General features: G+C 42.8%; 13 protein-coding genes. 6 read left to right on the top strand and 7 right to left on the bottom strand.

Going from position 1 to position 14,180, the window contains the following annotated elements:
• Nucleotides 1-109: 109 nt before the first annotated feature.
• From ACX0HA_RS16910 to ACX0HA_RS16900, 3 genes are all read right to left on the bottom strand, one after another.
• Nucleotides 110-1,105 (bottom strand): acyl-ACP desaturase, encoded by a 996-nt coding sequence (locus ACX0HA_RS16910; protein WP_458846488.1) that lies wholly within the window; start codon nt 1,103-1,105, stop codon nt 110-112.
• Between the two features lie 5 nt (nt 1,106-1,110).
• The gene (locus ACX0HA_RS16905) at nt 1,111-1,845 is read right to left on the bottom strand and encodes a lysophospholipid acyltransferase family protein (RefSeq protein ID WP_458846487.1); all 735 of its coding nucleotides are present in this window, start codon (nt 1,843-1,845) and stop codon (nt 1,111-1,113) included.
• 133 nt (nt 1,846-1,978) lie between these two features.
• A complete protein-coding gene (locus ACX0HA_RS16900) occupies nt 1,979-2,389 on the bottom strand; it encodes a BrxA/BrxB family bacilliredoxin (RefSeq protein ID WP_458846486.1) in 411 nt (136 codons plus the stop codon).
• A 214-nt stretch (nt 2,390-2,603) separates the two neighbouring features.
• On the opposite strand from ACX0HA_RS16900, the gene ACX0HA_RS16895 reads away from it, so the two are divergent.
• The 4 genes from ACX0HA_RS16895 (at nt 2,604) to ACX0HA_RS16880 (ending at nt 7,598) form a co-directional block, all read left to right on the top strand.
• Nucleotides 2,604-3,257, top strand: a complete 654-nt coding sequence (locus ACX0HA_RS16895) for a metal-dependent transcriptional regulator (protein WP_458846485.1) — start codon at nt 2,604-2,606, stop codon at nt 3,255-3,257.
• A 1-nt stretch (nt 3,258) separates the two neighbouring features.
• Nucleotides 3,259-5,148, top strand: a complete 1,890-nt coding sequence (locus ACX0HA_RS16890) for an Nramp family divalent metal transporter (RefSeq protein ID WP_458846484.1) — start codon at nt 3,259-3,261, stop codon at nt 5,146-5,148.
• Between the two features lie 95 nt (nt 5,149-5,243).
• Nucleotides 5,244-6,659, top strand: coding sequence for an aldehyde dehydrogenase family protein (locus ACX0HA_RS16885; protein WP_458846483.1), 1,416 nt, complete (start codon nt 5,244-5,246; stop codon nt 6,657-6,659).
• Nucleotides 6,660-6,800: 141 nt separating this feature from the next.
• Entirely contained in the window at nt 6,801-7,598 is a 798-nt protein-coding gene (locus ACX0HA_RS16880) for a helix-turn-helix domain-containing protein (RefSeq protein WP_458846482.1), read from the top strand.
• Here the strand turns inward: ACX0HA_RS16880 and ACX0HA_RS16875 are convergent.
• From ACX0HA_RS16875 to ACX0HA_RS16860, 4 genes are read right to left on the bottom strand one after another with little or no spacing between them, the layout of a single operon-like run.
• Nucleotides 7,595-7,717 (bottom strand): FeoB-associated Cys-rich membrane protein, encoded by a 123-nt coding sequence (locus ACX0HA_RS16875; RefSeq protein WP_458846481.1) that lies wholly within the window; start codon nt 7,715-7,717, stop codon nt 7,595-7,597. The two genes, ACX0HA_RS16880 and ACX0HA_RS16875, sit on opposite strands and share 4 nt — an antisense overlap.
• A 3-nt stretch (nt 7,718-7,720) precedes the next feature.
• Nucleotides 7,721-9,838, bottom strand: a complete 2,118-nt coding sequence (gene feoB, locus ACX0HA_RS16870; protein WP_458846480.1) for a ferrous iron transport protein B — start codon at nt 9,836-9,838, stop codon at nt 7,721-7,723.
• Nucleotides 9,838-10,077 (bottom strand): FeoA family protein, encoded by a 240-nt coding sequence (locus ACX0HA_RS16865; protein WP_458846479.1) that lies wholly within the window; start codon nt 10,075-10,077, stop codon nt 9,838-9,840. Before ACX0HA_RS16865 ends, feoB begins: the two co-directional genes overlap by 1 nt.
• A gap of 54 nt (nt 10,078-10,131) precedes the next feature.
• On the bottom strand, nt 10,132-10,824 hold the full coding sequence (locus tag ACX0HA_RS16860; RefSeq protein WP_458846478.1) for an SCO family protein: 693 nt from the start codon (nt 10,822-10,824) through the stop codon (nt 10,132-10,134).
• 165 nt (nt 10,825-10,989) lie between these two features.
• On the opposite strand from ACX0HA_RS16860, the gene ACX0HA_RS16855 reads away from it, so the two are divergent.
• Together ACX0HA_RS16855 and ACX0HA_RS16850 are read left to right on the top strand one after the other, a co-directional pair.
• Nucleotides 10,990-13,059 (top strand): M13 family metallopeptidase, encoded by a 2,070-nt coding sequence (locus ACX0HA_RS16855; protein WP_458846477.1) that lies wholly within the window; start codon nt 10,990-10,992, stop codon nt 13,057-13,059.
• A 148-nt stretch (nt 13,060-13,207) separates the two neighbouring features.
• A complete protein-coding gene (locus ACX0HA_RS16850) occupies nt 13,208-13,873 on the top strand; it encodes a response regulator (RefSeq protein WP_458846476.1) in 666 nt (221 codons plus the stop codon).
• The last annotated feature ends 307 nt before the right edge of the window (nt 13,874-14,180 follow it).

The following is a 14,180-nucleotide window of genomic DNA, read 5'->3' as shown; positions in this document are numbered from 1 at the left end:
GAAGTAACCTGGCAACAGATTGCCGCACTCCGCTGCGCTGCGTTCGCAATGACCATCAAAACGTATAAAGATGACCAACAAAAAAGCCACTCTTTCGAGCGGCTCTGTATTATTTTACAAGGGCTGGTGTAACCCATTTGAATATGTGTGATTCTTCTGGGATAACAAGTCTTTCAGATATCCTTGCCATCCTGTCCGGAAGCTTCATAAGGAAGTCTCTTGCTTTCTCGGCTTCAGATGTAAGTCCGTTGATCTTGTCTATCTGCCATCTTTCAATCAGTTTTCTCATGATGTCAACATAGTCGTTTGCGGTATAAACCCCTATACGCTGTGCCGAATCTGAGAACTGCTCAAATGATTCGCCTATCTTTTGCCCTGACTCCCTAAGGAAGTGTGCAGGCATAACGATCTTCTGTTTCATCATGTACTGGAAAGCCAGCATCATCTCACTTGGATCTACCTGGAAAATGCGGTGAACGAATTCGCTGTAGGCATGGTGGTGGCGCATTTCGTCACCCGCTATAAGCTTACACATCTTGGACAGTTTTTTGTCGCCATACTGCTTCGCAATCTGCGAAACACGGTTGTGCGATACGTATGTTGCAAGCTCCTGGAAGCTGGTGTATACAAAGTTTTTGTACGGGTCACGGTCAGTACCAATGTCAAAACCATCGGAAATAAGGTGCTGTGTAGTGATCTCTACTTCGCGCATGTTAATGCGTCCTGAAAGGTAAAGGTATTTGTTAAGCAGGTCTCCGTGTCGGTTTTCTTCGCCTGTCCAGCTGCGAACCCATTTAGACCAGCCGTTTCCGCCTTCGTCTACCTGGTTTACACCTTCCACGTCCATAAGCCATGATTCATAAGTAGGCAGAGCCTCCTCGGTAATAGTATCGCCTATAAGTACTACCCAAAAATCGTAAGGCAGGTCTTTGGCAATCTCGCGCAACTCTTTAAGATCCTCATAAAAAGTTTCACTTTGTGAGTCAGGCAGCAGGTCGCTCGGCTGCCAGATGGTTTCAACCGGGATAAGGTAATCCTGCACAAAAGAATCGATGTTCTTTTCCAGCAGTTGCATTACTTCCAGTCGAACGTTTTTAGTAGACATAATTTCTAATTTTTTATTCCTTGTATAACTGCATTCTCTGTTCTCTCCATCACTTCCTCAAAAGGAATATCTTTGATAGCAAAAGGTTCTTGTACGGTAAATGTCAATCGGTTCCCCAACCCCATCGGGAACTTGCCAAAACGGTCAAGCCTCCATGAGTTGTTTATGCTTAGAGGTACAATGTACGCAGAAGGAGCTGATTTACAAAGGACTTTAAGTCCTGTTTCACTAAATTTTTTAGGCTCTCCCGTCTTGCTTCTTGTCCCTTCAGGGAAAATAACGGCAGAACGGTTGTGTTTTTGGATATATTCGCCCAGGCTTTTTATAGCCGGCAACGATTGTCTTGCATCTTTCCTGTCTATAAGAACGGAGCCTCCGTGCCTTAAATTGTATGATACGCTCGGGATTCCTTTGCCTAATTCTTTCTTACTGATGAATTTAGGGTGGAATTTACGCATAAACCAAATGATCGGTGGAATGTCATTCATGCTCTGGTGATTGGCCACTATGATAAGCGGTACACCTGCAGGTATTTTTTCCCTGCCTTCAAATTTGTAGGTAGTGCCCAGTATAAGGCTGGTCCTTATCAAAAAGCCATTTAGGAAGTCTACGCTTTTTTTGTGGGCCTGGTAACCAAATACATTAAAGCATAACCACTGTATCGGATGAAAAATCAACAGGAACAGCAGGAATACTATATAATAAATTATGGATAAGGGATAGGATAATATCTTTTCCATGAACGCGTCTAAAAATTCGCGTAAAAGTAGTGCCTTTTTTGTTAATACTAAAAAGTTTTAGTATGCCTGCATAGTATTGAAACAATAAAGCCACGCTTTGGGCATGGCTTTAGGTTATTTGGGAGTTTTTGCCTTAGCAGAACTCGTTGTAAGCATCTTTAAGATTTTCTGCGATCATGTCAGCAGGGCGTCCTTCAATGTGGTGACGCTCAAGCATGTGCACAAGCTCTCCATTTTTGAATAATGCCATGCTTGGCGATGATGGAGGGAATGGGAACATATTAGCTCTTGCCTCGTCTACAGCTTCTTTATCTACACCGGCAAAAACAGTGATAAGATTATCCGGTTTTTTACCATTGTCAAGGCTCATTTTAGCGCCTGGTCTTGCATTACGCGCTGCACAACCGCATACCGAATTTACCACAACAAGTGTAGTTCCTTCTTTAGATATAGCATCTTTTACCGCATCGGCTGTATATAGGTCCTGAAAACCTGCGTCAGAAAGTTCTGCACGCATTGGCTTTACTAATTCATCTGGATACATAATATAGTATTCTTTAATAAGTTAATTAACTACTGCAAAGATACGCATTTTTTATGCCAAACATAAAACAGCAAACTTTTTTGTTACAGATTAACATTCGTTGAAATGCATCTTCATTACTTTCGTAATATGATGCTAAATATTTAGGCTAGTCTAAAAAAAGTTTTTAAACCAACCGAATTATATTATATTTGTTGTTATTATCCTGTTGAAGATGACGTATTCTGAAGAAAACTACCTTAAGGTCATATACCATTTATCCCTTAACCAGACCAAGGGCATAACGACCAATTCTATCGCTAACGAGATGGAAAGTAAGCCGTCGTCGGTTACTGATATGGTTCAGAAGCTGGCTGATAAAGGTTTAGTGATCTATAAAAAATACCAGGGTGTATCGCTTACAGAAGAAGGAAAGTTTACTGCCCTGATGATAGTGCGCAAACACCGCCTTTGGGAAGTATTCCTGTTAGAAAAGCTTGACTTTTCGTGGGATGAAGTGCATGATGTAGCCGAACAGCTGGAACACATCAAAAGCGAAAAGCTTATTGATAAGCTCGAAGAATTCCTTGATTTCCCTACCGAAGACCCGCATGGCGACCCTATACCAGACCGTAACGGAAAAATTGCCAAAGTGGACAAAAAACTGCTTTCGGAAATGGCTCCGGGCAAAAAGGTAATATGTGTTGGTGTAAAAGACAGCTCTTCGGCATTCCTGCAATATTTAGACAAGCAGCAGATAGCCCTTGGTTCTGCCATAGAGGTCATCAGCAAAGAAGATTTTGACATGTCCTTAACCCTTAAACTGGGTGACAAGCAGGTTACGGTATCTAATAAGATCGCAGCTAACCTGTTTGTAAAAACCGTATAATATGGAGCATCGCAACAGCCATTCGCTTGAAGAAGTACACGAGTCGGTTTCCGTAGGGCAAAACGCCACCGGCTGGAAAAAGGTACTGGCCTTTTTTGGCCCGGCCTACATGATAAGCGTTGGCTACATGGATCCCGGAAACTGGGCTACCGATATTGCGGGAGGAAGCCAGTTTGGCTACTCGCTGTTATGGGTGCTGCTAATGAGCAACATCATGGCACTACTGCTGCAAAGCCTTAGTGCCCGTCTGGGCATCGTGAGCCGCAGGGATTTAGCCCAGGCTTCGCGCGAAACCTATTCCAAAGGCATCAATTACTTTTTATACGGACTTGCCGAGATTGCCATTGCTGCCTGCGACCTTGCCGAGGTACTTGGTATGGCTATCGGGCTAAAATTATTATTCGACCTGCCTCTGCTCTGGGGTGTTGGCATCACCATGTTCGATACCTTCCTATTACTGTTCCTGATGAATAAGGGCATCAAGAAAATGGAAGCGTTCATCATTGGCCTTATTGCAATTATCGGCCTGTCGTTCCTTGCCGAGATGTTTTTCGCAAAACCGGATATGGCTCAGGTAGCAAGCGGACTGATACCTTCTATACCAAGCGATGCCGCTTTATATATCGCCATAGGTATCATTGGGGCAACGGTAATGCCGCATAACCTGTACCTGCATTCATCGTTGGTACAGACACGAAAGTTTGACCGCTCTTTTAAAGGCATAAAACAGGCTATTCGCTATAACCTTATCGATTCTGTCATTGCACTCAACATGGCGTTCTTTGTGAATGCGGCGATATTGATACTGGCCGCAGCCACATTCTATACCGCCGGCAGGCACGACGTTGCCGATATTCAGGACGCCCACAAGCTACTGGCACCCATGCTCGGCTCGGGCTGGGCAGCAACGCTGTTTGCATTGGCACTGATCGCTGCCGGACAAAGTTCGACCATTACCGGAACACTTGCCGGGCAGATTGTAATGGAGGGTTATCTGAATCTGCGTATACAACCGTGGGTACGCCGAATCATTACCCGTCTTATTGCCATTGCGCCTGCATTTTTTACCATACTGTATTTTGGCGAAGAATCTACCGGAAAACTGTTGGTCTTTAGTCAGGTGGTGCTGAGTTTACAATTGGGTTTTGCTATCATTCCGCTAATTCATTTTGTGAGCGATAAGTCTAAAATGAATGAATTTGCCATTGGCAGAGTCACCAAAATAGCCTCATGGCTTATTGCACTGGTAATAGTTTCGCTAAATGCCAAACTGGTTTATGATGAGATAGGCAGCTGGATTACCGATGCAGAAAATCCTGTTTACATTTGGGTATTTGTTGTACCCGTAGCCATAGCAGCAGCGGCAGTATTACTATATATTATTGTGAATCCGTTTATCAGGAAACAAAGAGCTTCAGTTCCGCATGTTCCGCATATTGACGAGGTAATTGTTCAGGAACAGTCGGGAACCAAAGTATACAACAACATAGCCATAGCGCTCGATTTCTCTAAGACCGATGTGAAGAGTATTGGCAGTGCCATGCAGCTTGGCGGTAAGCATGCCAGCTATACGCTCATTCACGTGGTAGAAACGGTAGGAGCCATGCTTCACGGTGACCAGGCAAGCGATTTTGAAACCGCTTCAGACATGAGTTATCTTGACAAATACAAACAGGCGCTGGAAGAAAAAGGCTATACGGTTACTACACAATTGAGCTTTGGCAGCCCTAAAAAACAGATACCGCTAATTGTAAATAAGGCAGGCAATTTTGATATCCTTATACTGGGAGCCCATGGGCATAACTGGATAAAAGATATCATCTTCGGCACGACTGTAGATGCTGTAAGGCATAAGGTAGCTATTCCGGTACTTATCATTAAGGATTTGTAGTGAACTTTTCAACAAAGTAAACTTGGGCTTTTCAACAAAATGAAAGGCTGAGATCTGCACGAACTTTGTCTTGTTAATCTAAAATAAAAAACAAGATGAAAACAATTGATAAGATGTATGTGAATGGTGAATTTGTAACACCTCACGGAACCGAACTTTTCGACCTTATAAATCCTGCAAACAATCAACTTATCGGGCAGGTAGTGCTTGGCAACGAGCAAGATGTAAACCTTGCCGTTGCTGCCGCGAAAGAAGCCTACAAAACATTTTCGCTTACTACTAAAGAACAACGCATCACCTACCTGAAACAGCTACAGGATGCTGTTGCCAAAAGGGAACAGGAACTTATTGATGTCATGGTTCAGGAATATGGCGGGACGTACCAGTTCTCTAAAATTAGTGTAGGCTACATCATCAGCGGATTTACTACTGCGATTGAAACACTTAAAGCTTTTGAGTTTGAAAGAACTGTTGGCAGCTCTAAAGTACTGATGCAGCCCCTTGGTGTAGTAGGCATCATTACCCCGTGGAATGCCAGCAACAGTTTTATCGCCAACAAGCTGGCTACAGCCATATCTGCCGGAAGCACAGCGGTTATCAAGCCAAGCGAAATGAGTGCATTGCAAACACAGCTATTGTTGGAATGTTTCCACGAAGCGGGACTACCAAAAGGAGTGTTCAATGTAGTAAATGGGTTGGGTACTGTAGTAGGTAACGCGATGACAAACCATCCTGATATTGCCAAAATATCATTTACAGGTTCTACCGTGGTGGGTAAATCCATCGCACGTGGTGCTATAGATACCCTAAAACGTGTAACGCTTGAACTGGGAGGCAAATCGCCTAACGTGATCCTTGACGATGCCGATCTTGAAAAAGCCATCCCAATGGCAATAGGCGCTGCTTACATGAACAGTGGGCAGGCATGTATTGCCGGAACAAGGCTGTTGGTTCCTGAACACAGGCTGGAGGAAATAAACCAACTGATAAAAGCTGCCGTAGCCAATGTAAAAGTAGGTAACCCTGCCAATGCCGATACTGCTGTTGGCCCAATGGTGAGCAAAAAACAATATGAGCGTGTACAAAGCTACATTAAGCTTGGCCTTGAAGAAGGTGCCGAACTGCTCATAGGCGGTGAAGGACAGCCTGAAGGACTGGAAGCCGGTAATTTTGTCAAGCCAACCGTGTTTACCAACGTTAAAAATTCAATGCGCATTGCACGCGAAGAGATCTTTGGCCCCGTGCTTTCCATTATTACTTATAAAGATGAAGAAGAAGCCATTGCCATTGCTAATGACACCGATTACGGCCTTCAGGCTTATGTGAGCTCTGCCGATGAGCAAAGAGCAAGAAGAGTGGCTTCGCAGATCGTTGCCGGACGTGTTATGATCAATGCACTTAGCCACGACCCATTTGCGCCATTCGGCGGATTCAAACAATCAGGTATTGGACGTGAGTTTGGAGCATTTGGCCTTGAAGAATATGTAGAGCCTAAAACGCTGTTGGTGTAATTCTGTCAATCAGCAGGCTCACAACCTGCAAGGTTTCCAAAACCTTGTAGGTTTAAATTGTTTCGTTCTATATATACCTACAAGGTCTCAAAGACCTTGCAGGAGAGGACGAAAACACAATAGATTTTTTATCTTTATATTATGGAAGAAATTCAGAGAGCACCCATACAATTTTCATGTTACTTCTCTAAAAGCAGGGTTGGCGAAAACTTTGTTTCCGATCATGCCATAAGCTTTGTAATATCAGGCGATACTACATTATTCGACGGAACAACCCAGGAAACTTTCAGCGACGGCGAAATGTTCTTTTGCCGAAGAAACCAACTGCTCAAATTTGCAAAGAATCCGGCTGAGGGAGGAGAGTTCCGTTCGGTTTCGATGTTGTTTACACAAGAGTTGTTACGCGAGTTCGCTATTAAATATGGATATACATCGGTAAAGAAGATGGACATTCCTTCCTATATACGGCTGGATGGAAAATCGGTACTGGCAAATTACATGAACTCGTTAAGGGAATATGAAACGCTTTTTAACCAGCAGACAGATTCACCTTTATATAAGATAAAACAGGAAGAAGCTATTCTGCTATTGCTGAAAACCTATCCCGAACTTGCAGATGTTCTGTTTGATTTCTCCGATCCGGGGAAGATTGACCTGGAAGCCTTTATGCAGCAGAACTATCATTTTAATGTCGACATCAATCGTTTTGCCTATTTAACAGGAAGGAGCCTTTCGGGCTTTAAGCGCGATTTCGAAAAGATATTCAACATTTCACCCGGCAGATGGCTGTTACAGCGCAGGCTTAAAGAAGCCTATGTTTTGCTTAAGGAACACAAACGGGCGGTAAGCGACGTGTATCTTGATCTGGGATTTGAAGACTTGTCCCACTTCTCGTTTGCCTTTAAAAAGAAGTATGGTATGGCACCATCGCAGGTTTAATTGCACCCACAATCAGTATCGCACCCGCCTTTTTTTTTCGTTTTAAAGAAATACTTCTTTATCAGGAAAGCTACTGCGCCCGCTACAATTATATATGCTATAATGCTTTGAATGTCCATAATTTACTTTAAAAACTGGTAGGCAAGCAGTGCTACCACATAAGCAAAACCGCTCATGCCAAACAATTGGATAAGGGGCCATTTCCATGAATTTGTTTCCTTTTTGGTGATTGCCAGTGTACTGATGCACTGCATTGCAAAAGCATAGAACAGCAATAATGATGCCCCTGTGGCAAAATTGAATACCTTTTTGCCCGTAAGCGGGTTAATCTCGGCATTCATACGCTGTTTAATGGTCACTTCGTCTTCACCGCTGCTGCCAATGTTGTAGATGGTAGCCAATGTACCTACAAACACTTCGCGCGCTGCAAAAGACGATACTATGGCCACACCTATTTTCCAGTCATAACCCAGTGGATGTATAACAGGCTCAATAGATTTGCCCATGATACCAATGTAGGAGTTCTCAAGCTGATAAGACGCTATCTTATCGTTAAGCTCATTTTCAGGTAGTGTTTTGTTTTCGGGTTGGTGCGAAATGATCTCTTCGGCATTGCTGAAGGCTTCGCCCGGGCCGTGTGACCCAAGGAACCAAATGATGATCGATAAGGCCAATATTATCTTACCGGCACCATATACAAAAGCTTTGGTTTTCTCGAGTACATTAAGCGCTACATTCTTGAATAAAGGTAACTTGTAGTTTGGCATCTCTGCCACAAAAAAACTTTTATGTTTCAGCTTCAGTATTTTGTTCAGTATCCAGGCAGATACTAATGCCCCGCCAAAGCCTAAAAGGTACAAAAGCATAAGCGTAAGCCCCTGTAGGTTAAAAATTCCAAGTACTACTTTTTCGGGGATAACAAGCGATATAAGTATGGTATATACCGGAAGCCTTGCCGAACAGGTGGTAAATGGCGTAACCAGTATGGTTATGAGCCTTTCGCGCCAGTTCTCAATATTACGTGCCGCCATGATAGCCGGAATGGCACAGGCCGTACCCGAAATTAGGGGCACAACGCTCTTTCCACTAAGGCCAAAACGTTTCATGATCTTGTCCATCAGGAATACTACGCGGCTCATATAGCCGCTTTCTTCCAGCACCGATATAAACAGGAAAAGGAATGCGATTTGCGGAATGAATATTACAACCCCACCTATACCCGGAATGATTCCCTGGGCAATAAGGTCGGTCAGTTTGCCCGGAGGCATATTGTTTTCGGTAAAAGAGGCCAGCGCAGCAAAACTCTCGTCAATAAAATCCATCGGGATGCTTGACCACGAGAATATCGACTGGAAAATCAGCATCAGTATACCAAGGAAAATCACATAGCCAAACACTTTGTGTGTAAGCACACGGTCGAGCTTTGCACGAAGGTCGTTTGCTTTAGAGTTGTCAATCGTCTGTCCTTCCTTAAGCACATCGTTAATGAACTGGTAGCGCTTAATGGTCTCTTTTTGCTGCATGCGTTTCAGCTCGGGTTTGCTTTTGGCAAACGAACTGTTGCTTTCAATTTCTTTACGCTCGAGTTGCCCAAAATTCACATCCTGCGTGATAACCAGCCAAAGCTTATAGAGCAGCTGATGCGGGAACGCTTTGCGAAGGCCGTTAAAATACTCGGGATCTATGCTTGATGCATTAAGACATGGCTCGGTAGGGAGGCTGCCATAATTAACGATGAGTTCTTTAATGGTATCTATGCCTGTGCCTTTGCGGGAGCTGACTAATGCAATACGCGTTTTAAGCAGGTTTTCAAGATAGGGGATATCCAGCGAAATGCCTTTTTTCTCCATCCTGTCGCTCATGTTTATCACGAGGATAGTAGGAAGCTCAAGGTCTTTGATCTGGGTAAAAAGAAGCAGGTTACGTTTCAGGTTTTCCACATCGGTCACTACAACTGCTACATCGGGATAATCTTTGTCGTTCTTGTTAAGGAGCAGCTCTATCACCACGTTCTCATCCATAGAGCTGGCGTTAAGGCTGTAGGTTCCGGGAAGGTCCATCACCGTGCCTTTGGTGCCGTTTGGCAGTTTGCATGAGCCGGTTTTGCGCTCTACGGTAATGCCGGGGTAATTGCCTACCTGCTGGTTAAGGCCGGTAAGGTGGTTAAAAACCGAAGTCTTTCCGGTATTTGGGTTGCCTATAAGGGCAATTTTTATGTTCAGTATATTGTGGGCTGCCATCAGATAGAGTCGGTTAATAATTCAACATCAATTTCGGCAGCTGTTTCTTTTCTGATCGCTACATGGCTTTCATTAACATTTATATATATAGGATCGCCCAGTGGGGCAACCTGTAAAAGTTCCACAGTATTGCCGGGAAGGCACCCCATCTCAAGAAGCTTTAAGGGAACAGCATCAATATTAAGATCGGTGATTATGGCCTTTTGGCCTTTTTTAAGTCCTGCAAGTGTGGTCTTCACTGTTATTTAGAATCAATTTAGATTGCAAAAGTATGAATTAATATCCAAACCGCCTTATTTTTCATTGGCAGAGAGCCATTTGATATCCTCTAAAAGCTGTTTCATGTTTTTCTCGCCTTCTACTTCTTTGTCAAGATTGGTGCCGTTATAAAATCCGCGAATGCGTCCCTGGGAGTCTACCAGTATAAAGTTTTCGGTATGCACCATGTCATACAGCTCAGATGAATTTGTGGTCTTAACAGCGAGGTACGATTTTCGGGCAATATAATAGATGTCTTCTTTTTTACCGGTCACCAGGTTCCACTTGCTGTCCATCACGCCTTTTTTCAGCGCATATTCCTTCAGCACGGGTACGCTGTCAATATCAGGAGTTACCGAGTGAGACAGCAGCATAACTTTAGGGTCGTTCTTTATCTGATTCTGAAGCCACGCCATATTGGTCGTCATGATAGGGCAAATGGTAGGGCAGGTGGTAAAAAAGAAATCGGCAACATAGATTTTGCCTTTATAATCTTCCTGCGTAATCTTCTTACCATTCTGGTTGGTGAATGAGAAATCGGCTATTTTATGATTCTTTGCCACATACTGTACAGTGCTGTCTACCAGTTCAGGGTTAACATCGGCAGGAGTATACACCTTCAGATATTTTTTTGGTGTGAGTGCGGTATTAAAAAGGAAAAGGATAACGGCAGAAAGTGCAAAAAGCACGATGATGAATAGCTTATATTTTTTAAGGAATTGAACCATTGCAAATAATTTTTGCAAAATTAAGAAACAACGGCCTATAATCGTGGAATAAATGCGACACATAAGGTTTAAAAAGGTGCTTTTCTGCATTTTTAACAGATTTGGCATCAGCCATTAGGGCTAACTTTCTATTTTTGTAAGCTAAGGACTCAAAACACAAAAACTATGAAATTACCTTTCAATGCAAAATGTGCCGTGGCGGTATTCGCGCTTGGCAGCACAGTTTGCACTGCACAATCAACAAAACCAGCTCAGGAAAAACCGGGCATCAACCTTTCTTACATGGATAAGAAAGTAAGGCCACAGGACGATTTTTTCAGGTATGTAAACGGAACATGGGTAGATAACACCCAAATTCCGTCAGACAAAACACGTTGGGGAAGCTTTGACGAGCTTCGTGAAAATACCAATAACGATGCTCTTACAATACTTAAGGAGGCAGCAGCCAATAAAAGCCTGAAGTCAACTTCAGATCAGGGTAAGGCAGCAAACCTATACAAAACCATTATGGACACGGTTGCCCGTAACAAGGCAGGCATTGCTCCGCTTAGGCCTTATCTGGCAAAAATAGACAAGGTTAAGAATGTAAAAGACCTTGAAAAACTTCTAATAGAAATGGAACCTATAGGAGGCCTTGGCTTTTTTGGCATGGGTGTAGGTTCTGATGCAAAAGACAGTAACAAGAATATTATATACCTTGGCCCGGGTAGCCTTGGATTACCGGACAGGGACTATTATGTATCTGACGATGCAGATTCTAAAGAAAAACGCGACCTGTATGTAAAACATGTAGCCAGAATGCTTAAATACCTTGGTGTTAAAGATGCTGACGCTTCTAAACAGGCGGCCAACATACTTGCACTTGAAACTGCTATGGCACAGCCAAGGCTTGACAGGGTAGAGCGACGTGACAGCAGAAAAACCTACAACCCTATGACGGTTGCAGAACTGCAAAAACTTACACCATCGATAGATTGGAATGCTTACTTTACAGGCCTTGGGGTTAAATTAAGCAGTTCAGAACTTATCAATGTATCACAGCCTAAATATATGACTGCGCTTCAGGAAATCCTTAAAGCGAATAAAGTAGAAGACTGGAAAGCCTATATGAGATGGACGCTTATCAACCATGCTTCAGGATTGCTTTCTACTGATATCGAAACTGCCGATTGGGAGTTTTACAGCAAAACCCTTAAAGGTGCCATCAAAGAAGAAACGCGCGACAAGAATGCGCTTCAGACTGTAAATGGTACTGTAGGAGAAGCATTGGGTAAACTTTATGTTGAGAAAAAATTCCCGGCTGAGGCTAAAGCCAAAGCTGAGGCAATGATCAAAAACGTAATGCTTGCTTTTGAGAACCGAATCAACCGCCTGCCATGGATGGCTAAATCTACCAGGGAGAATGCTATTACCAAACTGCGCAAGCTGAATGTGAAGATAGGTTACCCTGACAAATGGAAAGATTATTCTGCACTTACAATCAAGAGCCCTGCCGAAGGCGGAAGCTATTTTGAAAACAGCCAGAATTCTTCAAAATGGAACTTTAAAGAAGATATTGAGAAACTGCACAAACCTGTAGATAAAACAGAGTGGCACATGTCTCCGCAAACGGTTAATGCTTACTTTAACCCATCGTATAATGAGATCGTATTCCCTGCTGCTATCCTTCAGCCGCCTTTCTATGATTATAAAGCTGATGAGGCTGTTAACTATGGTGGTATTGGTGCAGTAATAGGACACGAGATATCGCATGGTTTTGACGATTCAGGATCGCGCTATAACGCCGATGGTAACCTTGTAAACTGGTGGAGTGACGAAGACCTTGAGAAATTTACAGGTCTTGGAGGCAGCCTGTCTGACCAGTACAGCGCACTACAGCCGTTACCTGGTATTTATGTAGACGGTAAATTTACCCTAGGGGAAAACATTGGTGACCTTGGTGGTGTTAATGCTGCTTATGATGGGCTTCAGCTTTATCTTAAGCAAAATGGCAACCCGGGACTTATAGATGGCTATACTCCTGAGCAGCGATTCTTTATTTCGTGGGCAACGATATGGAGAACCAAAGCGAGAGATGAGGCTATTAAAAATCAGGTAAAGACAGACCCGCACTCACCTGGAATGTACCGTGCTTATGTACCGCTGCAAAATGTTGACGCATTTTATTCGGCTTTTGATATCAAGCCGGGAGATGGCATGTATGTAGCTCCTGATAAAAGGGTTAAAATTTGGTAAAACCTACTGAAATACAGTAATTAGCAATAGTAAAACCTGTGGTATATGCCACAGGTTTTTTTTATTTTTAATTAAATTGCTGTAAATGAGGTTTTCCGTAACCGTATTTCAAAAATTCGATATATTTTTATACAAAATTTGAAGGTGTTTGGAAACGAGTTTACGCGTACTGGCAATAGATGACCACATGGTGGTGCTTGAGGGTTATCGCTCTATTTTTAAGATGCTTGAAGGTGAAAACTTTAAGATGCTTGACTTTAACAAGGCCCGCGACTGCAAGTCCGGGTATGAAGTAATTGAACAGCACAAAGACAATCCATTTGACATTGCGATCATAGATTACAGCATACCTGAATACCCTGAAATGAGATTTTTTTCGGGGCATGATATAGCTGTGCATTTAAGAAAGCTAATGCCAAATTGTAAAATTGTAATGATGACCATGCACAAAGAGGTTGAGATCATGAGCAATATATTGCTAAATGTAAACCCCGAAGGCTTTATAAATAAAAGTGACTGCAATACCGAAGAAATTGCTGATTGTTTTAAAGCCGTGCTCGAAGACAATATTTATTATTCCAGGACCATATCGAGTTATCTTAAACGCCAGGAAAAAGGAATACTTCTTGACGATATAGATACTAAAATAATCATACTCCTTTCTAAAGGAATACGTACCAAAAACCTTGGCAAATACATTCCGCTCTCAGACAGCGCCATCGAAAAAAGAAAATACAAGGTCAAAAAGCTGCTCGATGTTACCGGCGATGACGAAGCTCTTATAGAAGAAGCCCGTAAACAGGGATATATATAGCCTGAACGATACATTAAGATCCTGCTCCCGAAGCGGGATTTTTTATGCCTCCTCAAATCCGTTAAAATTTTGTTAACTGCGGAAAATCCGCATCATTAAAAAGAGAAGATTCTATTTCTTTGTCTCAGTTAATAGCAAATCTATTCGGCCCCCCGACTTACCATAGATAACCTATAAATGACAGTCAGGAAGGTATAAGTAACTTTTTTGGCTTTGCAATAGCTTACTGCCTGTACGACCTTACTCAGCTAAATTTAATAGCAGGCAGTGAAAAGTAGTTATTAATGTAATAGGTCTTCACGTGTGT

It is taken from the genome of Flavobacterium hauense, from assembly GCF_054457175.1.
Note: the sequence above shows the minus strand (reverse complement) of the source record. Positions and strands in the feature narration are given on the sequence as shown.

Coding starts and splice junctions, on each gene's coding strand:
- ACX0HA_RS16910 (WP_458846488.1), bottom strand. CDS start 1,105: ATGTCTACTAAAAACGTTCGACTGGAAGTAATGCAACTGCTGGAAAAG.
- ACX0HA_RS16905 (WP_458846487.1), bottom strand. CDS start 1,845: ATGGAAAAGATATTATCCTATCCCTTATCCATAATTTATTATATAGTA.
- ACX0HA_RS16900 (WP_458846486.1), bottom strand. CDS start 2,389: ATGTATCCAGATGAATTAGTAAAGCCAATGCGTGCAGAACTTTCTGAC.
- ACX0HA_RS16895 (WP_458846485.1), top strand. CDS start 2,604: ATGACGTATTCTGAAGAAAACTACCTTAAGGTCATATACCATTTATCC.
- ACX0HA_RS16890 (WP_458846484.1), top strand. CDS start 3,259: ATGGAGCATCGCAACAGCCATTCGCTTGAAGAAGTACACGAGTCGGTT.
- ACX0HA_RS16885 (WP_458846483.1), top strand. CDS start 5,244: ATGAAAACAATTGATAAGATGTATGTGAATGGTGAATTTGTAACACCT.
- ACX0HA_RS16880 (WP_458846482.1), top strand. CDS start 6,801: ATGGAAGAAATTCAGAGAGCACCCATACAATTTTCATGTTACTTCTCT.
- ACX0HA_RS16875 (WP_458846481.1), bottom strand. CDS start 7,717: ATGGACATTCAAAGCATTATAGCATATATAATTGTAGCGGGCGCAGTA.
- feoB (WP_458846480.1), bottom strand. CDS start 9,838: ATGGCAGCCCACAATATACTGAACATAAAAATTGCCCTTATAGGCAAC.
- ACX0HA_RS16860 (WP_458846478.1), bottom strand. CDS start 10,824: ATGGTTCAATTCCTTAAAAAATATAAGCTATTCATCATCGTGCTTTTT.
- ACX0HA_RS16855 (WP_458846477.1), top strand. CDS start 10,990: ATGAAATTACCTTTCAATGCAAAATGTGCCGTGGCGGTATTCGCGCTT.